This is a genomic window from Desulfovibrio aminophilus DSM 12254 (genome assembly GCF_000422565.1).
Classification (GTDB): domain Bacteria; phylum Desulfobacterota; class Desulfovibrionia; order Desulfovibrionales; family Desulfovibrionaceae; genus Aminidesulfovibrio; species Aminidesulfovibrio aminophilus.
Map to the genome: position 1 here is coordinate 132,321 of NZ_AUMA01000010.1, position 21,533 is coordinate 153,853.

General features: G+C 66.0%; 24 protein-coding genes and 2 tRNA genes. 9 read left to right on the forward strand and 17 right to left on the reverse strand.

Going from position 1 to position 21,533, the window contains the following annotated elements; genetic code table 11:
- Window positions 1–413 precede the first annotated feature (413 nt).
- The 11 genes from H587_RS19620 to H587_RS0108455 form a co-directional block, all read right to left on the reverse strand.
- Window positions 414–2,459, reverse strand: coding sequence for a phage NrS-1 polymerase family protein (locus H587_RS19620; RefSeq protein WP_051202559.1), 2,046 nt, complete (start codon window positions 2,457–2,459; stop codon window positions 414–416).
- Window positions 2,452–2,922, reverse strand: coding sequence for a hypothetical protein (locus H587_RS20560; protein ID WP_156904488.1), 471 nt, complete (start codon window positions 2,920–2,922; stop codon window positions 2,452–2,454). The genes H587_RS19620 and H587_RS20560 overlap by 8 nt, the downstream gene beginning before the upstream one ends.
- A gap of 148 nt (window positions 2,923–3,070) precedes the next feature.
- Window positions 3,071–4,756 carry a hypothetical protein gene (locus H587_RS0108420; protein ID WP_027175898.1) on the reverse strand — a complete coding sequence of 562 codons (1,686 nt, stop codon included), beginning with the start codon at window positions 4,754–4,756 and terminating at the stop codon, window positions 3,071–3,073.
- Window positions 4,756–4,971: a helix-turn-helix transcriptional regulator gene (locus H587_RS20220; protein ID WP_084630545.1), complete on the reverse strand. Its 216-nt coding sequence runs from the start codon at window positions 4,969–4,971 to the stop codon at window positions 4,756–4,758. Before H587_RS20220 ends, H587_RS0108420 begins: the two co-directional genes overlap by 1 nt.
- Before the next feature lie 102 nt (window positions 4,972–5,073).
- On the reverse strand, window positions 5,074–5,637 hold the full coding sequence (locus H587_RS0108425; protein ID WP_156904489.1) for a hypothetical protein: 564 nt from the start codon (window positions 5,635–5,637) through the stop codon (window positions 5,074–5,076).
- A 107-nt stretch (window positions 5,638–5,744) separates the two neighbouring features.
- On the reverse strand, window positions 5,745–5,993 hold the full coding sequence (locus H587_RS0108430) for a hypothetical protein (RefSeq protein ID WP_027175900.1): 249 nt from the start codon (window positions 5,991–5,993) through the stop codon (window positions 5,745–5,747).
- Window positions 5,994–6,059: 66 nt separating this feature from the next.
- Window positions 6,060–6,323 (reverse strand): helix-turn-helix domain-containing protein, encoded by a 264-nt coding sequence (locus H587_RS17850; RefSeq protein ID WP_034608885.1) that lies wholly within the window; start codon window positions 6,321–6,323, stop codon window positions 6,060–6,062.
- Between the two features lie 61 nt (window positions 6,324–6,384).
- Window positions 6,385–6,867: a type II toxin-antitoxin system HicB family antitoxin gene (locus H587_RS17855; RefSeq protein ID WP_051202561.1), complete on the reverse strand. Its 483-nt coding sequence runs from the start codon at window positions 6,865–6,867 to the stop codon at window positions 6,385–6,387.
- Window positions 6,868–7,065, reverse strand: coding sequence for a type II toxin-antitoxin system HicA family toxin (locus tag H587_RS0108445; protein ID WP_027175901.1), 198 nt, complete (start codon window positions 7,063–7,065; stop codon window positions 6,868–6,870).
- A gap of 33 nt (window positions 7,066–7,098) precedes the next feature.
- On the reverse strand, window positions 7,099–8,322 hold the full coding sequence (locus H587_RS0108450) for a tyrosine-type recombinase/integrase (protein ID WP_027175902.1): 1,224 nt from the start codon (window positions 8,320–8,322) through the stop codon (window positions 7,099–7,101).
- 162 nt (window positions 8,323–8,484) lie between these two features.
- Window positions 8,485–8,574: transfer RNA gene (locus H587_RS0108455), tRNA-Ser, on the reverse strand.
- A gap of 116 nt (window positions 8,575–8,690) precedes the next feature.
- On the opposite strand from H587_RS0108455, the gene H587_RS0108460 reads away from it, so the two are divergent.
- From H587_RS0108460 to H587_RS0108480, 6 genes are all read left to right on the forward strand, one after another.
- Window positions 8,691–9,122, forward strand: a complete 432-nt coding sequence (locus tag H587_RS0108460; RefSeq protein WP_027175903.1) for a Fur family transcriptional regulator — start codon at window positions 8,691–8,693, stop codon at window positions 9,120–9,122.
- Window positions 9,123–9,195: 73 nt separating this feature from the next.
- A complete protein-coding gene (locus tag H587_RS17860) occupies window positions 9,196–9,564 on the forward strand; it encodes an ArsR/SmtB family transcription factor (RefSeq protein WP_051202564.1) in 369 nt (122 codons plus the stop codon).
- A gap of 4 nt (window positions 9,565–9,568) precedes the next feature.
- The gene (locus H587_RS17865; RefSeq protein ID WP_051202566.1) at window positions 9,569–10,153 is read left to right on the forward strand and encodes a methyltransferase domain-containing protein; all 585 of its coding nucleotides are present in this window, start codon (window positions 9,569–9,571) and stop codon (window positions 10,151–10,153) included.
- Entirely contained in the window at window positions 10,154–10,330 is a 177-nt protein-coding gene (locus H587_RS20565; protein ID WP_156904491.1) for a class I SAM-dependent methyltransferase, read from the forward strand.
- A 7-nt stretch (window positions 10,331–10,337) separates the two neighbouring features.
- Window positions 10,338–11,432, forward strand: a complete 1,095-nt coding sequence (gene arsB, locus H587_RS0108475) for an ACR3 family arsenite efflux transporter (protein WP_027175904.1) — start codon at window positions 10,338–10,340, stop codon at window positions 11,430–11,432.
- A complete protein-coding gene (locus H587_RS0108480; protein ID WP_051202568.1) occupies window positions 11,410–11,874 on the forward strand; it encodes an arsenate reductase ArsC in 465 nt (154 codons plus the stop codon). Before arsB ends, H587_RS0108480 begins: the two co-directional genes overlap by 23 nt.
- A gap of 10 nt (window positions 11,875–11,884) precedes the next feature.
- On the opposite strand, the gene H587_RS0108485 is transcribed toward H587_RS0108480, so the two are convergent.
- The 3 genes from H587_RS0108485 to H587_RS0108495 all read right to left on the reverse strand — a co-directional run bounded on the left by H587_RS0108485 (window position 11,885) and on the right by H587_RS0108495 (window position 16,167).
- A complete protein-coding gene (locus tag H587_RS0108485) occupies window positions 11,885–12,406 on the reverse strand; it encodes a hypothetical protein (RefSeq protein ID WP_027175906.1) in 522 nt (173 codons plus the stop codon).
- Window positions 12,407–12,482: 76 nt separating this feature from the next.
- A complete protein-coding gene (locus H587_RS19625; RefSeq protein ID WP_051202570.1) occupies window positions 12,483–14,198 on the reverse strand; it encodes a DUF3369 domain-containing protein in 1,716 nt (571 codons plus the stop codon).
- Window position 14,199: 1 nt separating this feature from the next.
- Window positions 14,200–16,167: a sensor histidine kinase gene (locus H587_RS0108495; RefSeq protein WP_027175907.1), complete on the reverse strand. Its 1,968-nt coding sequence runs from the start codon at window positions 16,165–16,167 to the stop codon at window positions 14,200–14,202.
- Between the two features lie 178 nt (window positions 16,168–16,345).
- Between H587_RS0108495 and H587_RS0108500 the strand changes: the two genes are divergently transcribed.
- Window positions 16,346–16,723: a hypothetical protein gene (locus H587_RS0108500; protein ID WP_027175908.1), complete on the forward strand. Its 378-nt coding sequence runs from the start codon at window positions 16,346–16,348 to the stop codon at window positions 16,721–16,723.
- Here the strand turns inward: H587_RS0108500 and H587_RS17875 are convergent.
- Window positions 16,720–17,919, reverse strand: a complete 1,200-nt coding sequence (locus H587_RS17875) for an MFS transporter (RefSeq protein WP_245560847.1) — start codon at window positions 17,917–17,919, stop codon at window positions 16,720–16,722. The genes H587_RS0108500 and H587_RS17875 overlap by 4 nt on opposite strands.
- Before the next feature lie 137 nt (window positions 17,920–18,056).
- The gene (locus H587_RS0108510) at window positions 18,057–18,722 is read right to left on the reverse strand and encodes a pyruvoyl-dependent arginine decarboxylase (RefSeq protein WP_051202575.1); all 666 of its coding nucleotides are present in this window, start codon (window positions 18,720–18,722) and stop codon (window positions 18,057–18,059) included.
- 166 nt (window positions 18,723–18,888) lie between these two features.
- Between H587_RS0108510 and H587_RS0108515 the strand changes: the two genes are divergently transcribed.
- Window positions 18,889–19,404 (forward strand): hypothetical protein, encoded by a 516-nt coding sequence (locus tag H587_RS0108515; protein ID WP_245560848.1) that lies wholly within the window; start codon window positions 18,889–18,891, stop codon window positions 19,402–19,404.
- 107 nt (window positions 19,405–19,511) lie between these two features.
- A complete protein-coding gene (locus H587_RS0108520) occupies window positions 19,512–21,332 on the forward strand; it encodes an autotransporter outer membrane beta-barrel domain-containing protein (RefSeq protein ID WP_169432763.1) in 1,821 nt (606 codons plus the stop codon).
- 92 nt (window positions 21,333–21,424) lie between these two features.
- Here H587_RS0108520 and H587_RS0108525 read toward each other — a convergent pair.
- Window positions 21,425–21,519 (reverse strand) — tRNA-Ser (locus tag H587_RS0108525).
- Window positions 21,520–21,533: the final 14 nt, after the last annotated feature.

Below are 21,533 nucleotides of genomic sequence, written 5' to 3' on the forward strand. Positions count from 1 at the left end.
TGCACCGGCTGCGCGCCCGCCGCGCTAAAATCTTGTTCTTGGACACAGGGGGCTCGTTCCGGCCTGGGCGGCCGGAGCGCCCTCGGCTCCGCCGCCGTTATTAACGGAGGAACCGGTAAAGGGGGACCGCCCCGAAAGGGGAGGAAGGTCCTCCTTTCTTATTGCCGGTATGGACGGTATGCGACGTTCAACTATTTCAATATGTTGCATACCGTCCAAAACGGTTGGACGGTATGCCTGTTGGGCGGTATGCAACATGCAGTAATTACTGCATTTGTACTCTGGACGGTATGCCCTGGACGGTATGGCCGGTATGGGCCTGGACGGTATTCTGGACGGTATGGACGGGATAACGGGGCCCCAAAAGCAGAGGCCGGGTTGCCCCGGCCCCATCGATCTAATCCACTAGACGCCTACGCCAGGAGCCGACGCATTTCCTCGTCAACGTCCGCGCCCCACCAGGCCATGACGTAGCGTGTGGACTTGCCCCGGCTGTTCTCGCGTTCCTCTTCCACCAGGCGGCCAAGCTCCAGGCCCTGGGCGATGAGCTTCTTTACCGTGGCCTTGCTCATGCCCAGGGCCACGGGCAACACGTCCAGGGCGGACCTGGCGGTCAGCGGCGTTTCACTCTCGGCGATGGCCTGCTCAACACGGTTCAGGTCGTCCATCATGAAGTCCCCCTTGTAGGGCACGAGCAACCCGCCGTCACCGCGGCGGAAGTAGTTCATGCCCGTGGTCTTCGAGTAGTTGCTTTTGGCGACACGCCAGCCCTGGAGCAGGGTGTCGCTCGCAGCGCCCAGCGTGGCCGCCAGGGTGGGCGGGACCGAGACTGTGGTCAGAAGCCAGCGGTGCGCGTTGACCAGGGCTGTGGCCCCGCGCACCGCGCCCGGCGCGAGGGCCGTTTCCAGTTTCTTCGTTGAGTCCAAATCCTTTCCACTGGCCTTGTTCACGTGCGCGATGGAGAACATGACTTCGGCCCCGGACTCGGCCAGAAGGACGCGGAGATGGGCCGCCAGGATTTCCATCTCATTGTTATCCAGCTCCGAGGCCGCGCCCATGAACTGGGCCACCGGGTCCAGCACGAGAACCCGGGGCCGGATGCGCCGGGCCAGGGCCAGGGCCTCGCGGTAGCGGGCGCTGGGCTGGAGGTTTCCACAGCGGTCCCGCTCCATGAAGCGGTAGTCCCCGGCCCCGCGCACCACGTAGAGCCGGGACAGATTCACCTCGCCTTCGACCATGCGCCGCAGGTGGTAGGCGCGCTCGTCCAGGTCTTCCGTCTCGTCCTCGGCGGTCAGGAACAGCGCCGGACCCGTGGTGTGGAACTTGAACACCCCGCCGGTGAAGTCCCTGCCCGAGGCCACGGAAGCGGCTATCTGCAAAGCCAGGGTGGACTTGCCGCTGCCCCCGTGCCCGGCGATGAGCGCGATTTTCCCTTTGGGCAGGCCGCCGTCGTTCACCCCGCCCATGAACCAACGGGCGGGCTTGGGCGGCGTCCGGCCCAGGCGCTCAAAGGACAGGTCTTCGATGTTCGCCACCGCGAAGGGATTGCGCACCACCACGGCGGGGGCCGCGGCAGGCGCGGCCTGGATCGGGTTGAACACGTCGCCTGGATCGGCCGGGCCATAGACCTCCCGGCAACCGGCAATGGCGCGCTCGATGGTGCGCGCCCGGTAGTCCTCCCGGCCCTGCCACTTCTCACGCTGGCCCAGGGCGCTCTCGCTGAACAGGCGTTCCATCTGCTCGGCGTCCCGGCGGCACCAGAAGGCCAGCATCGAGAGCAGCGCCAGATCGGCGGCCGATTGGTCGTCCTTGTAGGCGGACAGGTCGCCCGCGTCGAACAGCGCGGAGAACTTGCCTCCGTTACTCGCTGCGTGGGCCTTCTCCAGGACCTCCTCGTCCGTGAGGATCGAGGTGCCGACCTCCAGCGTGACCGCGGCCACAGGCTCCGGGTCGGCCAGGTGCTCGGCGTGAAAGGCCTCCAGCTCGGCCTGGCGCTCCGGCACGTCCCTCCGGTCGCCCAGGGCCCGGCCCGTGACCGTGAAGTAGCGCCCCGTGGCGTAGGCCTCGACCCGGCCTTTGCGGCACCGGCCGGGAGGCAGCTCGCCGCGCACAAGCACGTGGAGCCCGGTGCCGCTGGGCGAGACTTCGGCGTAGCCGTTCAGGATGCGTACGATCTCCGCAGCCCAGGGTTCGATCTCGCCCTGGGGGTCACGGCACTTGTCGAGGTCCACGCCCACGATGCCGTCCCCATTGAACACGAAGCCCAGGCCGTCGAAGCCGCCGCGCTGGTAGGCGGCCAGGGCCTGGGCATAGGGCGCCCAGGTGGCGGGCTGGTTCACCGCTGCGGGATAGCCGGTCTTGGGGTCCGCGGGCTGTTTGGCGCGATGGCAGACCCAGCGGTCCAGGGCCTTCAGCTCTTCGGGGATATGGTCGGGGGTCAAGGCCGAGGCGCTATTCATGCGCGGCCTCCCCGGCGACAAGCGCCGCCTCTTCGGGATTGAAGAAACGCATCACGTAGGGCGCGTCAGGCGTTGGCAGGATTTTGCCGTCAGCAGACTTCTCCAACTCGTCATACTCACGCAGGAAGAGATGGCCCGCGAACCGGCTGCAACGTCCCGTGGCGGGCGTGACAGGAAGGCCCCGGCCCGGTTCCGGCGGGTTGCAGGCGCAGAATCCGCGGTCCTCTGCCCAGCCCAGGACCCGCGTGAAGTGGAGGCAATTCCCGCAGCGCGATTTCCACTGGTTGTGGTTCAAGTCCGTGATAAGCGGACCGTCGAGGTCGCGGCCTTCGCCGCACCAAGCGCCAATTGAGACTTTCGGCCAACCGTTGGGCCCCGGTTCGCGCCGGCGGCATTCACCGAGTTGACCTTTTTCAGCAGCACGACTATAGAAGATGCAATCTTCACAAGTAGCAGTAAGCATATTTTCCTCCGTTGGCCGGGGCGTGTCCGCGCCCCGGCCTTCATTTTTTTCAGGACATCGTTTAGGCTTCCTGTGTCGAGGGTGGAGATTGCCCGGACTATGCCAGCCGCTTCCGGGCTGGCCTCCGTGGAACGCTCCGCTCTCGACCCTAGTGCCCCTGGTAGCGGAACAGCTTGTTCCCGACGCGCCAACCCACAGCATCGCTGTCCCAGACCGCTTCCGCGGGCATCCCGTTCGGCCGGGTCGGCTCCTCCAGCACGGTGCCGGGCCGCTGCTCGAACTGGTAGGCCGTGTCCTGAAACCAGTCGTTCCAGCCGGTGCCCTTGACCTTGCCTTTCAGGATCAGCCGGTCCATAAGCTGGTCCTTGATCACGGGGTCGATGGCCTTGCCGCCGTTGGCCCGGATCGCCTTGCTGACCTCTTCGGCGTAGCGCCGGTTCAGGCGGGCGACGAGCTGGCCCTGTGCGCTGTCGGGCTCGACCTTGTGAAGATCGGCCACGCGCATCCCCAGAACCGAAGCCGCAGCCTCCTTGATCCGGTCCGCGTCACTCCGCACCTCATCCCACACAACCTTCCCGTCCGCCTTGCCGATCCCCAGATAAATACCGTCGAACTTGTGGCGATCCTCGGGCGATAAGTCGGTCAGATGATCGATGGACTTCCATTCGGCTTTAAACTTTTCCGGGTCCGTGGCTGCCAGATTGGTGAAATACCAGTCCACCGCCGGATCACTGACAACACCCGCGCCCTTGCTCATCGTCGTGACATAGGCCTGGGCCTCTCGCTGCATCCCTCTCGGGGCTTCAGCCACGTATTTATTGACCAGGCTCGTATCGCCCGCCTTCAAGGCTTTGGTTAGACCGTCTTCCCACTGCTGAGCCTGGACCCGCTCGGCCTCATTCCGGCGGACCTGGGCGAAGCTGTAATCAGACTTCGCCATGTCCTTGGCCCGCTCTTTCGCCAAAGGGTTCAATCCGCTCTTTTCAATGGCCGCAAGCTGGGCATCGATCCCCAGGGCCCGGGTTTTCTCGACGACGCTTTGAGCCTGGGCCAGTTCGGTCAGGGGCTTGAGTTTGCTTTCCAGCTTCATGGCATCCTCGCCCAGCAGGCGGGCGTCCTTGCCCAGTCCCTGGGCGAACCCGAGGGCCCCGGCATCCGCGCCGCGCTCGGCCGCCTGGAGGATGATCTTGCTTTGGTACTCAGCCACCATGCGGTCCGTGGCTTCCGGAGACAGGCCCTTCAGCTTGGCCGCGCCGCGGACCGCCTCCGCGCCCCGGGCCATGCCCGCCTCGAACAGGCTGGAACTGGTGTAGTTGGTCACGGCGTAACTGCCTTCACTCTCAGCCAGGGCGAGTTGCGTTCCGGCCTGCCACTCCTTGCGCTGTTGCGCTTCATGGCGGGCGACACTCGTTTCGCTCTCTACCCGGAACGCTTGCGCCTTTTTCAAAAACGCGGTGCGCTGGTTGTCGTTGTCCAGCGATCCCGCGATTTCATCCTGGACCTTCTGGAAGGCCTCCTGGGTCCGCTTGACGGCACCCAGGGCGTTTTCGCCGCTCTGGCTGTAAACCCCGCCTTCTCCGTTCAGGAACGGATTCATCGCGTCATGGAGCTGGATGTACGCGCCGTAGGCCTTGTTCTCGTCTTCCTCCACGCGCATCCGGTAGGCCACCGCGCCCAGAGCAGTGCCCATGTTCGTCAGGCCCTGGCCACCGCTCTGGAGTTCCTTACCGTCCGAGCCAAAAGCGGCAAGCGGGGTATTGAGCGCCTGTTTCGTGGCGTTCAGGTCCACCGACTGACGGTCGAATTGCTGCTGGTACTGCGGGATGACGGGCATCAGTAGGGCCCTCCTTCCGAACCGGCGCGTTCGATGAGGGTGTGAATGTCCGAGACGCGCCACGCCGTGGTTCGCGGCCCGAGCTTCACAGGGCGAGGGAAACGGCCGGTCTTGCAGCCCTGCCACCAGGCAGATTTGCTCACCGGAATAATTTTGAGGATTTGAGGGAGCCGGAGAAATCCAGACGAGGGGATTGAGACGAGTTGCGTATCCACAATAAACCTCCTAGGTTCATCGTGGATTAAATCCGGCTACCCCCCGTGGCGCTAGGGTAGGCGCTTTAGGCAAAAGGGTAGGCGCTTTAGGCAAAACGCGAGTTACTTTTTCTTCCCTCTTGCTCGCAGGCCCCGACTTCTATGCGCGTGTGCGCGATCCTTGTTCCATGGCTCGTTCGCCAGCGCAGCACCCAAAACGCGGTGGCCTACTTGCTGGAATTGCTGATCCACCCGCGTAGCCAATTGACTATTTTCAGTAATACCTTCGCTTCTCAATTGATTAACAAAACGAGTCAACTCCGCCAATGACGGCTTGCATGTCATGCGCGGCTCGGCCTCCTGCGGCGTTCCATCACCATCGACTGTGGGCGGCCCCGCCGTAGTGCTGTTCTCGGCCTCCTGAAGCAGCGCCGTTGCACGGGCCTCCAGCTCTTCCGCTTCCCTTTTCCGGAATTCCGCCAAAGAGTTCACCGCCGACAAGGAAAACATGAGGTCTTGCCAGGAATATCCACCGGGAAGAGTCGGCAGTGCCCAGTAGGCGCGAAGGTCGCCACCTGGAAAGTGGAGCGGCGTCAAGTACCCGCCGGTGCAAAGCTCGTACAGCCCCTGCTTATCGACGCCAAGAATCCGCATCGCGTGTTGCGCTGTGATCGCGTCCTGGCTCACGGCAAGCCCCCCTATACTCGCCCCCATGAAGAGTCAGGGCCAGGCCGCCAGGGGAGCAGCTTTTCGACGCCGGGGATCAGCCGGAGCCTAGGCCCTGGGAATGCGCCCTATGCCTGCGGCTCTGCCGCCAAGGCGTTGTCGATATCCCGGATCAAGCACTCATGCGCGTCTTTAACAAGGACGTTCAAAAGGTCCGCCACGCAGGTGCCTCCGCTGAGGTCCGCCACATGGGGGCATTCGATCAAAATTTCTGCCAAGGAAGACAAGCCGGCAAGGCACCGGACCGCAATGTCTTCCGCGCCCAGTAATCGCTCTTGCCCGTTCCTTCCGAAGTCGGATACTATCTCTTCAGCCATGACGACCTCCCTACAGGTTGTCGGGTTAGGCTCCGGCGGGGTATGCGACACCCCGCCGGAGCCGATTTATTTACGAGCCCACAGCGGGCCGGTGCGGTCCCCTGTGCTGCTGTACGGAGAAGGCAAGCCTTTGAGCCGGAAGACCTGTTCGGTGAGGCGGCGTTCTTCGGCGTCCGGGGACGTGAGTTCGTCCAGGCTCGCCTCCTCGACCCGCCAGTGGCCGGACGGGAGCTGACGGCCCCGGAGCCGGCCGTCGCGCAGGTAGCGGCGGATGGTGCCCACGCTCACGTCCAGGCGCTGGGCGGCCTTGGGTAGTCTCAAGTAGCGCATGGCGTCACCCCTTTCGATCAGCGCATCGCACAGCGGGCGACGGCTTCGGCACCTTGCTGTCTCACGGCCTGGCCTCCCCCCGGTTGCCGCAGGCCACGCGGGATGACGCCGGGGGGACAGGCTCCACCGTGACCCTGGCCCGGTAGCCCAGGGCCGCCAGGCCCATTTCCAGGTGATCCCAGCGCGAGACGTGGAAGAGGTCCAGCAGGCGGCGTACCGACTTCGGGTCGGTTTCCAGGAGCCGCGCAAGCCGGACTTGGCTCACACCCTGGCGGCGCATGGCCTGGTAGATCGTGAGCTTGACCTCGGCCATGGCCGGAATGTCCACGAAGCCGCCCGGCTTGGTCTTTTTCGGCGTGGGAGCAAGGGGGATGTCCTCCCCGTCGTCCATCATGGCGGACAGCATGGTCAGGGCCACGTCCAGGGCCATGTCCCGCGCCTCGGACTCGCTCCGGCAGGCGGTGAAGGCCCCGGGGATGCCCTCGACAACCACGAGAAAGGTGCCGTTCTCCTCGGGGGTGATGGTGTAGGGATAGCGCAGCATCTAAAGCTCCTTCGGGTCGATCCCGAGCTGCTTGCACAGCATCTTGATGTACTCCGGGCCTAGATCGACGTTGCCGTGGGTCGAAACCGGGGCCTTGCGGCCCTGGTAGCGGACCAACTGGTGCCCGCCTTTCCCCCGGGCCTTCTCGATCTCCGCGCCCAGGGCGGCCAGCCGCCGCAACAGTTCCTTGCCCTTCATGCTTCCTTCCTTATAGGGCACTTCTGCCCTATGTCAAGATGCGTCCTGGTGGCGAAGGGGGATGACCTTCCCGCCTTGGCGGAGCCCGTCCAGGAAGTCCGCCCAGGCCTGCATCATCTTGCGGCGTTCGGGCAGAAACTCGGCGTAGTTGTAAGCCGCCCGCACCTTGTTCCGCTCGGCGTGGGCGAGCTGGCGCTCGATGGCGTCCCGGTTCCAGCCCTGCTCGTGCAGGAGCGTGGAAGCCATGCTCCGGAAGCCGTGGCCGGTCATTTCATCCTTGCTGTAGCCCAGGCGGCGCAGGGCCGCGTTGACCGTGTTCTCGCTCATGGGGCGGGACCGGCTGCGTTCCGAGGGGAAGACATAAAGGCCCGCGCCTGTCAGGGGATGGAGTTCCCGCAGGATTGTTACGGCCTGCCGGGACAGCGGCACGATGTGCTGCTCCTTCATCTTCATCTTGGCCGCCGGGATGCGCCATTCCCCGGCCGCCAGATCGATTTCGGACCACTCGGCCCGTCGCAATTCGCCGGGACGCACGAAAACCAGCGGGGCCAGCTTGAGGGCACACTGGGTCACGAGGGTCCCCTGGTAGCCTTCCACAGCCCGCAAGAGCGCGGCCACAGCCTGGGGATCGGTGACGCTGGCGTGGTGCTTCTGAACGGTCGGGGGCAGTGCGCCGCGGAGGTCCAGGGAAGGGTCGCGCTCGGCCCGGCCCGTGGCGACGGCGTAGCGGAAGACCTGGCCGCACTTCTGCAACTGGCGGCGGGCCGTCTCCAGGACTCCCCGCGACTCCATGCGTCGGATCACGGCCAGCAGCTCGGGAGGGGTGATCTCGCGGATAGGACGCTCTCTGAGAAACGGAAGCACGTTCTTTTCGAGGCGCTGCCAGATGTCCTCGGCTCCATCCGGGGTCCAGGTGTGCTTGAACTTGTCGAACCACTCCCGGGCGATGTCTCCGAAGGTTTCTTCCTGGGCCCGGGCTTCGGCCTGCTCCGCCTTGCGGGCCGCGGCCGGGTCCACACCCTGGGCCAGGACCTTGCGGGCTTCGTCGCGTCGTTCGCGGGCCGCGGCCAGAGACACGGCGGGGTATGCCCCCAGGGCGAGACGCTTTTCCTTGCCCCCAAAGCGGTACTTGAGCCGCCAGAGCTTGGCCCCGGCCGGGGAAACCTCCAGGTAAAGCCCCCCGCCGTCGAAGAGACGCTTCGGCTTGGGGCCGGGCTTGGCGTTGCGGATAGCGGTGTCGGTCAGCTTTCCGATCATGGGGGCATCCTCCTCTTGATCGCGGCTCGTGCCCCCAGAAATGCCCCCAAATGCCCCCGGATGTCAATGGACGTGAATAGACCCACCCGGACTATCTTTCCGGCATTTTACTTTGAATTTATTGGATTTTTAATCTTACTTGGACTGTGGCGGATTGTCTTTTGGCGGAGGGGGAGGGATTCGAACCCCCGGACAGGTCGCCCCGCCAGTGGTTTTCAAGACCACCGCCTTCAACCGCTCGGCCACCCCTCCGCTTCGGGTGTCCTGACTTTGCCCAGAACACGCGTCCTGTCAAGCTGCGGCACGACCCGACGCTTTTTTCCGACGTCTTGCCATCACCCGTGGATTCCGTTAGGGAAAAAAGGAACATGAAGTCGGCGGAAGAAGCCTTCACCCGCTATCTGGCCGAAAACGGCCTGAAGATGACCCCGCAGCGGCGGACCATCCTCGACGCGTTCCTGAACGCCCCCGGCCACATCTCCTCTGAAGAACTCTACGCCTCGGTCAAACGCTCGGACGAGAGCATCGGCCAGGCCACGGTCTACCGCACCCTCAAGCTGTTGGCCGATTCCGGGCTGGCCCGGGCCCATGACTTCGGGGACGGGGTAACCCGCTACGAGCCCCTCTGGGGCCAGGAACACCACGACCACCTCATCTGTGAGTCCTGCCGCAAGACCATCGAGATCATGGACCCGACCATTGAGCGCCGACAGGAAGAACTCGCCAAGCGCTACGGATTCACCCTCTCCCACCACAAGATGACCCTCTACGGGCTCTGCCCGGACTGTCGCAAGAAATAAACGGGATGCTCCGAAGCTCCCTTGACGAGCTGGCCCCGGGCATAATATAGCAATATGCAAATATGAGGATTTCATGCGGACCTTTCTGAAGATCATGAAGGCGTTGTCGGACCCTGGACGGGTCAAGGCCCTCAAGATGCTGGAAGGCGGCGAACTGTGCGTCTGCCGCATCCAGGAGGCACTCGGTCTGGCCCAACCCACGGTGTCCCGGCACCTGCGCCGCCTGACGGAGGCCGGGTTGGCCCAAAGTCGCAAGAAGGGCCCTTGGGTCTACTACCGTCTGGCGGACGAACCGCGCCCGGCCATGGTCGGAAACGTCCTGGCCCAATTACGGCAGTGGCTCAACGAGGACGCCGATGTGCTCCACGCCTTGGAGCTGCTGGCGCGGACCTACGAAACACATCCCGAGGGCGGCTCCTGCCCCCGGCCGGAGGAGGATTGAGGCCATGAAGGATCTCAAGGACATTGTCCGGGAGAACTACGCCCACATCGCCCGCGAGGGAGGATCGTGCTGTTCTCCCGGTTCCCTGCAACAGGCCGCGGCCAGCCGCCGAGCCGGGTATGACGACGAGAGCCAGCTCGTCGTTCCGGCCCACGCGGACCTCGGCCTGGGTTGCGGCTTCCCGCTGGACCGCGCCGGGCTCCGCCCGGGCGAGACGGTGCTGGACCTCGGGTCCGGGCCGGGCATGGACGCCCTGCTGGCCGCCCGCGAGGTGGGCCCCGACGGCCAGGTCGTCGGCGTGGACATGACTCCGGAGATGATCATACGCGCCCGGGCCAACGCGACCGAGGCCAAGGCGGCCAACGTCCGCTTCCTGCTGGGGGAACTCGAACGCCTGCCGCTCCCGGACGCCTGGGCCGACGCGGTCATCTCCAACTGCGTGGTGAACCTCTGCCCGGACAAACGCGCGGTCTATGCCGAAATCTTCCGTGTGCTCAAACCCGGGGGCCGGGTCTGCATCGCGGACGTGCTCCAGGAACGCCCTCTGCCGGAGGAAATGGCCCGGGACTCGCGGGCTTGGTGCGCCTGAGTGTCCGGCGCGGCCACCCCGGGCGGGGTGGAGGATATTCTCAACGAGCTGGGATTCGTAAACATCTACATCGAGCGCAAGGCGAGAAGCCGGGAAATCATCGCGGGATTCGGCGTCCCCGGGGCCGAGGACTACGTGGCCTCGGCCTATGTGCTGGCCCGCAAACCGACGAGTTGAGGCACGCATGAACGGATCCGTGACCAAACGCCTGTCGTTCCTGGACCGCTGGCTGACGCTCTGGATCTTTCTGGCCATGTTCGCGGGGGTGGGAGCCGGTTCTCTCTTCCCGGGAGTGAAGGGCGCGATCGGCGCCTTTCAGGTCGGAACCACGAACATCCCCATCGCCGTCGGCCTCATCCTGATGATGTACCCGCCCCTGGCCAAGGTGCGCTACGAGGAACTGGGCCGCGTCTTCAGAAACGGCCGGGTTCTGGCGCTGTCTCTGGTCCAGAACTGGCTCATCGGCCCCGCGCTCATGTTTCTCCTGGCCGCGGCCTTCCTCTCCGGAAGACACGACTACATGGTCGGGCTCATCGTCATCGGTCTGGCCCGCTGCATCGCCATGGTCATCGTCTGGAACGACCTCGCCGGAGCCGACCGGGAATACTGTGCCGGGCTGGTGGCCTTCAACTCCATCTTCCAGGTGCTGTTCTTCCCACTCTACGCCTGGATCTTCGTCACCGTGCTGCCGGGCTGGTTCGGCCTCTCCGGGGCCGTGGTGGACGTCTCCATGCGGCAGATCGCCGAGAGCGTCTTCATCTATCTGGGCATCCCCTTCCTGGCGGGAATGCTCTCGCGCTTCCTGGGGCTGCGGATCAAGGGACGGGAGTGGTACGAACAGGTCTTCACCCCGCGCATCGGGCCCGTGACCCTGTTCTCCCTGCTCTTCACCATCCTGGTCATGTTCTCGCTCAAGGGCGAATACATCGTGGCCCTCCCCCTGGACGTGCTGCGCGTGGCCCTGCCCCTGTGCATCTACTTCCTGGTCATGTTCCTGGCCTCCTTCTGGCTCTCGCTCAAGGCCAAGGCCACCTATGAGCAGGCGGCCACGCTGAGCTTCACCGCCGCCTCCAACAACTTCGAGTTGGCCATCGCGGTCTGCATCGCGGTTTTCGGGCTGGATTCGGGGCAGGCCTTCGCGGCGGTCATCGGGCCGCTGGTGGAGGTGCCCGTACTCATCGGCCTGGTCAACGTGGCCCTGTGGATCAAGCGCAGATACTTCCCCCATGCTGTCGCCACGCCCGCCGGAGTGTGTCATGTCGCCTGTCTGCCGAAGTGAAGACCGCGCGGACAAGACGCGCATCCTCTTTCTCTGCACGGGCAACTCCTGCCGCAGCCAGATGGCCGAGGGTTTCGCCCGGGCGCTCAAGTCCGCCGAGGTCGAGGCCTGGTCCGCCGGGGTGGAGCGCCACGGCCTCAACCCCCTGGCCGTGCGGGTCATGGCCGAAGCCGGGGTGGACATTTCCGGCCAGTCCTCCAAGCTCGTGGAGGAACTGCCGACGCTGGAATTCGACTGGGTGGTGACGCTCTGCGGGCACGCGAACGAGAACTGCCCGTTCTTCCCGGGCCCGGTTCGACGCCTGCACAAGGGCTTCGACGATCCTCCGACCCTGGCGGCCGGGACGGCCACCCAGGAGGAGGCCCTGGCGCCCTACCGCCGCGTGCGGGATGAAATCCGGGCCTTTGTGGAGGGCCTGCCCGGGAGCCTCACGACGGGCTGAATGGCCGAATCTATTCGATCTCGAACGCCTTGAATATCTTGCCCTTGTTCGTCTTGATCAGGGCCAGCTCGCCGGGGGCCAGCTTGGAGGCGTCGCCCATGGCCTTGGTCTGGGCCATGCTCTGCTCCATCTGGGCCAGGAACTGCTTCTTTTGCTCGGGCGTGAGGTCCGGGCTCTTCATGATCTCGGCCTTGGTCTGCTCGAACTCGCTCTGGATCCTCGGGCCCTGGTCGGCCATCTGCAAGGCCACGATGCCCGAGGCCAACTGCCGGGTCACATACAAAAAGCGCTGGGTGTTCCAGCCCTTGGAGCCCAAGAACCCCTCGAATTCCTTGGTCATGCGGATGTCGGCCAGCATGTCGTGCTGCTGCGCCTCCATGCCCCCGCCCTGCTCGTCCAGAAACTTGACCACGGCCGGGTAGTCGATCAGGTACTTGTCCAGTTCGGACTGGCTGAAAGGCGTCAGAGTCTGGGCCAGGGCCGGGACGCAGAAGAGCAGCAGGACCAAAACCGGCAAGACGAGGCGTTTCATGTGCGATTCTCCTTCCCGAGAGTCGGCGTGGATGGTTTCCGTGGTCGGGCACACTAGCCCAGGAAGACCGCGCTGGTCAAAGGGGAAGGCCGTCCGGATTCAACGGCAGGATCATCTCCACCCGGGCTCCGTGCCCCGGCATACTGCTCAGGGCAAGCGTCCCGCCGTGTTCCTGGACGATCCGGGCGGCCCGGGTCAGCCCCATGCCGATGCCCACCGGCTTGGTCGTGTAGAACGGGTCCAGGACGTAGGCCTGTTCGCTCTCGGGGATGCCCCGGCCGTCGTCGCTCACCTCGATCCGCAGGAATCCCTCGCTCTCCCAGGCCCGGAGGCCGACCCGCCCGCCCGCGTCGGGCAGGGCCTCCACGGCGTTGACCAGCAGTTCGGCCACGGCCTGAGCCAGGAGATCGGAGTCCAGGACGGCCCGCAAGGACTCCCCGGCCGAGACCTCCCAGGTCACGGGTCGGACGAGTCCGGCCACGGCCTGTTCGGCGCGGGCCCGGGCCTCGGCCAGGACGCCGGAGACCTCCGTCGTCCGCCGCTCTCCCAAATGGATGGCGTTGTACTCCTGCACGGCCGTGGCGATCTTCTCGATGCGTCCGGCGGCGGCCACGATGCCGTCCAGATACTCGCCGCATTGCGGACCAAGCTCCGGTTTGCCGCGCAGGATGTTGGCGAATCCGGCGATGACGGTCATGGGATTGCGCAACTGATGGGCCACGGCCCGGGAAATCTTCTGCAGACTCTCGGCCCGACGGGCCATCTGCACGACCGCCTCGCGGTTGGCCTTTTCGGCTTGCAGCAGGGCCTCCTCCGCGATGCGGGCCTTTTCCTCGGCGGCCTGGTTCAGGGCGATGTTGTCGAAGCCGATGGAGACGTTGGCGAAGAATATCTCCACCAGCTTGCGGTCCAGTTCGGTCAGTTCCCGGCACTCCTCGAAGTAGATGACGCTCCGGCTGCCGGTCTTGCTCTCGAAATACTCCACATGCCCGCCGTCCCGGCAGGAGCCGTCGCGATGGGCCAGGGCCTCCTCCACGGAGCGGCGGATGTCCTCCTCGGGGAGGTCGCGGACGTGTCGGCGCACGTACCGCTCGAACTTCCCGCTGGCGGCCCGGATGAGCAGCCCGCTGTCGTCGGTGGTGGCCGCGAAGAACGGCAACTGGCCGTAGAAGGCGTCGCCCTCAATGTTCAGAAGCGAGGTGAGCTGGGTCAGGACGCCACCCACGAACGTCTCCAGGGAGCCGAGGCGGAAGATGTCCGAGGCGGCCGCGAGAATCCGCTCCAGACCCCGGCGGCTGGCCTCGATGGTCAGCATGTCGCGGTAGGTCCGCAGAGCCGCGACCATGGTGGTGACCAGCTTCTGGGCCGTGATCTCGGTCTTCTCCTTGTAGTCGTTGATGTCGTACTCGACGATCACCCGGCTCTCGGGCGCGTGCCCGGGCTGGCCGGTGCGCAGGATGATGCGCACGAACTTGTTCTTCAACTCCTCGCGGATGTGGCGCACCAGCTTGAGCCCGCTGTCGTAATCCTCCATGACCACATCCAGGAGGATCACGGCCGTGTCCGGGTGCTCCGCGATCATCCGGCGGGCCTCTTCCCCGGAATAGGCGTGCAGGAACTCCAGGCTCCGGTCGTCGTAGGAAAAACCGGTGAGCACGAGGCGGGTGACCTTGTGGACCTCCTCCTCGTCGTCCACCACGAGAAGCTTCCAGGGCTCCTTGCGCTGAAGATGCGGCGCTTCGGACGCGGCTCGGCCCTCGCCCTTGAAGAGGAATTCGTCCGCGCGGCTCATCTCAGGCCTCCCGGCCCAAGGGCACGGTCACGGTGAAGGTGGCGCCCCGGCCGGGGGCGCTCTCGCAGGAAATGACCCCGCCCAGGGTCTGGGTCACCAGGTTGTAGACGATGGACAGCCCCAGGCCCGAGCCGCCCTTGCTTCTGGCCGTGGTGAAGAAGGGCTCGAAGACCCGCCGGAGCACCTCCGGCTCCATGCCCCTGCCGTCGTCGGAATACGTCAGGGTCAGCAGGCCGTCGGACACCGCGGCCTCGACGACCATGTGTCCCTCCTGGCCCTCGTCGAAGGCGTGGGTCAGGGAGTTGAGCACGAAATTGGAGAGGATCTGAGAGAAGGCACCGGGATAGCTCTCCACCATGAGGTCCGGATCACAACGCACTTCCACGCGATGCCGGGTCTTCTTCAGCCGGGGCCGCAGGCTCAGGAGAATCGCGTCAATGTACTCCCGGACCTTGAACGGCCTGCGCTCCTCCGTGGTCTGGTCCACGGCGACCTTCTTGAAGCTGCGGATGAGTTCCGAGGCGCGCTCCAGGTTGCCCAGAGTCATGTCCGCCGTCTCCTGAGCCACGGCCAGATAGTCCTCCAGATCGGAGCGGCGCACCTCGTCCTTGTCATAGAGCGCCCGGATCTCCCGGGTCTTCTGCCCGAGATGGGACACGGCCGTCACGCCGATGCCCACGGGGGTGTTGATCTCATGCGCCACCCCGGCAACCAGCCCGCCCAGGGCGGCCATCTTCTCGGACTGCACCAGCTGGTTCTGGGTCCGGCGCAGGCCGTCCATGGCCTCCCGCAGATCCAGGTTGGCCTCGGCCAGCTCCCGGGTACGCTGCTCCACCCGCTCCTCCAGGTCGCGGTTCAGCCGCAGAACCTCCTCCTCGGCCGTGCGGCGCTGCTCCTCGCGTTGCTCCAGCCCCTCGGCCATCTGGTCGAAGGCCTTGGCCAAAAGGCCCAATTCGGCCTCGTCGTGGGACAGGCCGCTGCGGGTCTTCAGGTCGCCTCCGCCCAGCCGGTCGGCGGCGGCCACCAGGCGGCGCAGGCTGCGCATGATGGTCCACTCGCTCAGAAGCCAGGCCAGGAACATGGCCAGGACCGCCGTGAGGACCAGCAGGCCCAGGTTGCGGGCCATGACGAAACGCGCCCCGGCCAGGGCCTCCTCCACGGGAATGCCGAGCCGGATCATCAGATGCGGGAAGGGCGCTCCCTGGAAATGCAGGCGCTTGAAGGCATACAGACGACTGACTCCATCAACGCCGGTCTCCAGGAAGGTGCCTTCCTGCCGGGGACCGCTCATGCGCTCGACCATCCGCTTCAGGTCCGGCACCCAGGTGTATTTCTCGGTTTCGGGAAAGCGGGTCAGACGTACTCCGTCGGCGCTGGTAAGAGTGAAGATGCAGCCGTCGGGCAGATGCAGGTCGCGGAAGAGCCGCCCGAAGACGTTCAGGTCGAAGGAGGCCGTGAGCACGGCCACGGATCTGCCGAGGGTGTCGGCCACGGGCTGAGCGAAGCGGATGACCACGTGCCGCGTACCCGGATCGAGAGTGTACTTGCCTGTGGCGAACGCTCCGCTGCGCAGGGCGTCCTGGAAGGAAAGCTGGTCGGTCTCCGCCGGGCCGGACAGGGGGGCTGCGGCCACGACCCTTCCGTCGGCGGCGGCCAGTTGCAGGGACTGGTAGGTGGGGTTGCGCTTGAGCACGTCGGCCAGCAGAACCTGGCAGGCCGCGCCGTCCATGCTCCGAATTTCCGAGGCCCGGGCCAGGGTCAGCAGAAGCAGCCGGGCGTTGTCCACCACACGCTCATGGTGCGCGGCCATGGCCTGGACCTGACGCAGGGCGTACTGCTCGGCTTCGCGGACCACGTTGTCGCGCAGTTCGAAGCCGGAATACGAGACGATGGCCATGGCGGGCAGGATCGCCGCCAGAACCAGGAACAGCAGCCGGGTGCGAATGGACCGTGCGCGCAGGGGTTTCATCCCGCTCCTCCGGCCGCCCGGGCGGCCGCCCATGCTCCAAGGGTCCGATCTTTTACGACCCTACCGACGGGCTCACGGCCTGTCAACGAATCAGGCGGGACGCCCCTTCACTTCCCCGCTGGAACGGGTATCATGGCGGAACCGGAACCTTCCGTCACCGACAACAGGGAGGATGCCAATGTCGCGAATGCTGTCCTACACCAAGATCGAAAACAGGCTGGCCCAGGACTACCGGCAGCGGGTGAACACGGCCGAGTCGACGGAGGACGTGCGCAAGGCCTTCGCCTGGCTGCTGCGCGATCTTCTGGGAGGAATCCTCGAAACGGAGGTTGGGCTGGAGGAGGGCGACGTGCGTCTCGCGCCCGAAACGCCCGACGGTTTCGAACTCGGCCCGGGGATCATGGAAAATCCGGATTTCTCGTGGCTCTGGGAGGGCTCGGACCTGGGGGCCATCCTGCGGCGTCAGGCCGCCTTGGCCGTGAATCGCCTCAAGCACCTCTCCAAGCACCCGGAGCGCACCGAAGCCAAACTCTATCCCCGCCCGGACCGGCGCTAGGACCGGCGAGCGGCCAGGGTCTCGCGGCGCAGCAGCGCCGGGAACAGGCGCATCCAAAGGACCACCACCAGCAGCGTACCGACCCCGCCGAGCACCACGGCCGGGACCACGCCGAACCAGGCCGCCGTGAGCCCGGACTCGAATTCGCCCAACTGGTTGGAGGTGCCGATGAACACGGCGTTCACCGCGCTCACCCGGCCCCGCTTGTCGTTCGGGGTCTCCAACTGGATCAGCGAGGAACGGACCACCACGCTGACCATGTCGGCCATGCCGAGCGCGATCAGGGCGGCCAGGGACAGGGCGAAGGAACGCGAAAGGCCGAAGACGACGGTGGCCAGACCGAAAGTGGCCACGGCCAGAAACATGGTCCGCCCCACTCGCCGCTTGAGCGGATGGCGGGCCAGAAAGATCGACATGGCCACCGCGCCCGCCGCAGGGGCCGAGCGCAGCAGGCCGAGTCCCCAGGGGCCGATGGCCAGTATGTCCCGGGCGAAGACCGGCAGCAGGGCCGTGGCCCCGCCAAGGAGTACGGAGAAGAGGTCCAGGGAGATGGCCCCGAGGATCTCCGGCCTGCTCCGGATGTACGTGAGGCCCTCGAGGACCGAACGCCAGGAGACCGGCTCCCGACGAGGAGCGGCGGGCTTGGAACGAATGGAGAGCATGGCCGTCGCGGCCAGCAGACTGAAGCAGGCGCAGACCGCATAGGCGGCTCCCGGCCCGGCGATGTACAGGACGCCGCCCAGGGCCGGGCCCAGGATGACGCCGAGTTGGCGCATCCCGGCGCTCACGGCCAGACACTTGGGCAGTTCTCCGGCCTCCACCAGGGTCGGCAGCAGGGCCTGCATGGTCGGATACTCGAAGGCCCGGGCCGCGCCCACCAGGCAGGCCGCAGCCAGAATGACGTGCTCGTTCATGATCCCGGCGAGGCTGCCCAGGCTCAGCAAGGCGGAAAGCAGCGCCCCGATGATCTGGCAGGAGGCGGTGATCCGCCGCCGGTCATGGCTGTCGGCCACGTGTCCGGCCGCCAGGGTCAGGAGAAACTGGGGCAGGAACTGCATGAGACCCACCAAACCGAGAACCAGCGGGCTCCCGGTCAGGTCGTAGGCCTGCCAGCCGATGACCACGCTCAACATATGGTAGGAAAGATACGTCGCGGTCTGACCGGACACGAAGCGCTGAAAGGTGGAGAGCGTCACGATGCGTCCTCGGTCCGCCGCGAATCGCGGCGGAAGGACGTCTTACGCCCGGTCTCCCGGGTCTGGCAAGGGCGGAAACCGTTGCGGGGCGCCGCGCGGTAAAGATTCCGGCGGCGCCCGCCGACAGTCCCGGGCCGCTACTCGCCCGGGGCCTTCAAGGGAAACGGATCGGGATAAATGAAGTTCACGAATCCGAGCGCCGCCAGGACCATGCCGTAGTTCTTTTCAATGGTCAGGGAGACGACCTCGAAGGTCAGCTCGCCCTTCCGCTTCAGTCCCCGGATGTCCAACTCGTGCTGGAGCGAGGCCGTGAGCTGTTTCTTGGCGTCCGCGAGGGCCTGTTCCTTGGAGACCTTCCGGCCCGCGTAGACCCGCTCGTATTCCGCCGCGAAGCCGCCGATGGACTTGCCCGCGCCGTCCAGGGCCCAGACCCGGCCGACTCCGGCGGCCACGGTGTCGCCCTTCTCGCCCCCGGCCTTGGCCATGATCGACTCCAGCACCGAGCCGTGGCGAAAATACTTCCGCGCCTCGGCCAGGGGCACCTCATAGGACTCCGGCGGCAGCACCGAGGTGTAGTAGACCACGTTGAAGTTCTCAATGCCCGCCTCGCGCAGGGCCAGATCGTAGGAGAAGGTCTCGTAGGGGTCCGGCGGGATGCCCTGGTCGGATTGCCCCGCCCCGCTGGTCACGAAGTAGGCCGTGGGAATCCTGGGGCCGAAACGGGCCTCGGCCCGGGCGGAAAACACCGGCGAAAGCAGCATCCAGGCCAGCACGAAGCAAAGGACTTTCACGCTGTTCTTCATCTTCCCCTCCTATGTGACGGTTGATGGGGCGGCGGAGGCCTTTTCCCCATTCCATCATTGTCCGCAACAGGTGAACGTGTAAAGCTCCGCGCCCCCGGGGAATGCACCCCGGCAGAGCGGAGCTCTCCGCCTTGCGCGGCGTCGGATGTTCGGCTAGTTTTTTCTCGTGAATGCCCGTCCCCCCGCCCTTCCACGCCTGCGCGCCCGCGCCCGGGCCTTTCTGTTCCACTTCTTCCGCGTGGCGCCCCTGCCCTACGCCACGGGATCGCTTTCGACCCTGGTGGGCGCGGGCATCGGCGGCCTGAGCCTGGAATTCCTGGCCGAGGGCGCGGTCATCGCCGGGGCCTGCCTGGCGCTTCCGGCCACGGGCTGGCTCGGTCTGGCCCTGCTCTGCTTGGCCGACGCCTGCTGCCGCCACCGGGAATACCGGCGCATCAAACGGATGCTCGATCGCTGGGGCTTCCATCCTCGGATGCTGGCCCCGGTGTCGGCCTCCCGTTGCCAACGCGACGCGGCCCTGGCAGCGGCCCGCGAAACCGGCCATCACTCCAGGGCGCGCACCCTCTTCCGCGACCTCGGCTACCGCTGGTACCACCTCCTGCCGGACCGCTGCGTGGACAATCCCCTGCGCTTCTTCGATCCGGCCTTCCTCCGGGCCACCTTCCTGCCGGGGAAGGGGTAGACGCCAAACCATGCTCCGGAGCCGGATGTTTCGGCGGCTCCATCCCCTTGCCCATCTCTGCGGAATGCCATACCAAGTGTGGAATCGGTTCCATGAAGGATGACGTCATGACCGTCCGTGCCGTGACCCAAAAGACAGGGCCGTTCCCTCCTCGCCGCCTCCCGCCTTTTCTGGTCGCTCTTCTGGCGGCGCTTCTTCTGGCGCCTTTTCCGGCCAGGGCCCTGGACTGGCGCACTCTGGACCAGCCCGTGGGCGCCTTCGTGGGCAACGCCGCGAATCCGGATGGGGTCTATGCTCCGGCAACCATCAACACCATCCTGGGCGGCATACCGCCCTTCGACCCCGGCACTGACGTGACGCTCATCCGTCTCACCCGGACGCAGCAGTACGTTCGTTTCTACAATCCCACGGACCCCGTGAACCCTTCCGGGGCGGTGGGGTCGTGGATGATGCGCGCCGGCGAAGTGCGTGGGCTCACTTCCGCGCAGATCCGCGACAAGTTCGCCCTGCCCGCCATGCCCACCAACATCGTCCAGGTCATCGTGCCCGCGAACTACGCCTTGTACACGGGTATAGCCGCCCCCATCGCTGGATGGGGCGACGGCGGCGGCCTGCAGAACCGGGCCATGGCCAACAGGCCGCCCGCCGGCATCGCCAACGATCCTTGGCTCCCGGCGTCGAGCTACGTCAATGCCCAACCTTTGGCCGCCACACCGGTGCTCTCCTATGGCTTCGCCGCCTCCGGGGAGCGCGGGGCGGGCATGGGCGCGTACATGGACTCCCTGGCCCCCCGCGTGGGGAGCGATCTCGAGGGGATCTACGACAGCCTGGACACCATGCTGTTCACCGGAGGACAGGCAGACGTGGCGCAGGCCATGGACCAGTTTTCACCTGCCCGCTTCGACGCCCTGAACAGGATCTTCCAGCGGGCCATCTCCCTGCAGCAGGCCGCCATTGACGTGCGCGCCGACGAACTGGACCAGGGGCTCGCGGACGGCGACGCGGGCGCCCCCGTCCTGCTGGCGGCGGCGGGCGGCCTGGAACAACTGGCGGGCGTACTGCCGAGGCTGGGTCGCCGTCGCGCCGACGCGGGCGATTGGGGACTCTGGCTGCGGGGCACGGGAGAATACATGCGCGACGATGCCCGGAAGGCCACGCCCTACTCGGCGGTCACGGCGGCGCTGCACGCCGGAGCCGACCGCCGCCTGGGACGGGAATTCGTGCTGGGATTCGGCGTGGGCTATGCACGCACGCGGCTGGATTGGGACCAGGACGGCGGCGACTGCGACACCGACACCGTGAGCCTCACGCTCTATGGCCTTTGGCGGCGGGCCCAGTGGTTCGTCAACGCCGACCTCGGCCTGAACGCGGCCTTCACTTCCGCCAGACGCCATATCCGGTCTGCGGTGGCGGATCGGACGGCCCGCTCGGACCAGACTGGAGGAGGGGCCGGAGTCCGCATTCGCGCGGGCAAACGCGTACCTGTAGGGGAGGACGGCTGGACCCTTACCCCGTCGGTGGAACTGGGGTACGGCCTGCACCGGCAGAACTCCTTCACGGAGAACGGAGCCGGGGATCTGGATCTCCACGTGCGGACAGCCACGTCCCAGACCGTGCGCACGGGGGCGGATTTGGCGCTGGCCAACCACCTGGACCTGGGAAACGGGGCCGCGCTTGTGCCCGAGGCCGCCCTGGGCTGGCGGCGCGACACACCGCTGGACGACCGGGGCATCCAAGCCTCGTTCAGCGGCTACAGCCAGGGATTCACGTCCTACGGCGACGACTCGCCCGCCGACGAACTGCTCCTACGCGCCGGAGTCATCCACCGCGACGCCGCCGGGCTGACGCGCTTCCTCCGGTACTCGGGAACCCTCTCCGACCATTTCCAGGCCCACGGTCTGGAGGCGGGCTGCCGCTGGGAATTCTGAGGGGCGCGGCAACGCCAAATCGACGCTGACGCCCGCCTCCGGGGCTGGAAAAACAAAATTCCCGGCCGTCGAAACAGCCGGGAATCGTTGTCTGGCGGAGAGGGAGGGATTTGAACCCTCGATACCGGTTTTGCCAGTATACCCGCTTAGCAGGCGAGCGCCTTCAGCCATGCTCGGCCACCTCTCCGGGTCGTCCGCCCG

Bases quoted from the DNA above. Each gene is read 5' to 3' on its own strand.
- H587_RS19620 (WP_051202559.1), bottom strand. From the start codon at position 2,459: ATGAATAGCGCCTCGGCCTTGACCCCCGACCATATCCCCGAAGAGCTG.
- H587_RS20560 (WP_156904488.1), bottom strand. From the start codon at position 2,922: ATGCTTACTGCTACTTGTGAAGATTGCATCTTCTATAGTCGTGCTGCT.
- H587_RS0108420 (WP_027175898.1), bottom strand. From the start codon at position 4,756: ATGCCCGTCATCCCGCAGTACCAGCAGCAATTCGACCGTCAGTCGGTG.
- H587_RS0108430 (WP_027175900.1), bottom strand. From the start codon at position 5,993: ATGGCTGAAGAGATAGTATCCGACTTCGGAAGGAACGGGCAAGAGCGA.
- H587_RS17850 (WP_034608885.1), bottom strand. From the start codon at position 6,323: ATGCGCTACTTGAGACTACCCAAGGCCGCCCAGCGCCTGGACGTGAGC.
- H587_RS17855 (WP_051202561.1), bottom strand. From the start codon at position 6,867: ATGCTGCGCTATCCCTACACCATCACCCCCGAGGAGAACGGCACCTTT.
- H587_RS0108445 (WP_027175901.1), bottom strand. From the start codon at position 7,065: ATGAAGGGCAAGGAACTGTTGCGGCGGCTGGCCGCCCTGGGCGCGGAG.
- H587_RS0108450 (WP_027175902.1), bottom strand. From the start codon at position 8,322: ATGATCGGAAAGCTGACCGACACCGCTATCCGCAACGCCAAGCCCGGC.
- H587_RS0108460 (WP_027175903.1), top strand. From the start codon at position 8,691: ATGAAGTCGGCGGAAGAAGCCTTCACCCGCTATCTGGCCGAAAACGGC.
- H587_RS17860 (WP_051202564.1), top strand. From the start codon at position 9,196: ATGCGGACCTTTCTGAAGATCATGAAGGCGTTGTCGGACCCTGGACGG.
- H587_RS17865 (WP_051202566.1), top strand. From the start codon at position 9,569: ATGAAGGATCTCAAGGACATTGTCCGGGAGAACTACGCCCACATCGCC.
- arsB (WP_027175904.1), top strand. From the start codon at position 10,338: ATGAACGGATCCGTGACCAAACGCCTGTCGTTCCTGGACCGCTGGCTG.
- H587_RS0108480 (WP_051202568.1), top strand. From the start codon at position 11,410: ATGTCGCCTGTCTGCCGAAGTGAAGACCGCGCGGACAAGACGCGCATC.
- H587_RS0108485 (WP_027175906.1), bottom strand. From the start codon at position 12,406: ATGAAACGCCTCGTCTTGCCGGTTTTGGTCCTGCTGCTCTTCTGCGTC.
- H587_RS19625 (WP_051202570.1), bottom strand. From the start codon at position 14,198: ATGAGCCGCGCGGACGAATTCCTCTTCAAGGGCGAGGGCCGAGCCGCG.
- H587_RS0108495 (WP_027175907.1), bottom strand. From the start codon at position 16,167: ATGAAACCCCTGCGCGCACGGTCCATTCGCACCCGGCTGCTGTTCCTG.
- H587_RS0108500 (WP_027175908.1), top strand. From the start codon at position 16,346: ATGTCGCGAATGCTGTCCTACACCAAGATCGAAAACAGGCTGGCCCAG.
- H587_RS0108510 (WP_051202575.1), bottom strand. From the start codon at position 18,722: ATGAAGAACAGCGTGAAAGTCCTTTGCTTCGTGCTGGCCTGGATGCTG.
- H587_RS0108520 (WP_169432763.1), top strand. From the start codon at position 19,512: ATGACCGTCCGTGCCGTGACCCAAAAGACAGGGCCGTTCCCTCCTCGC.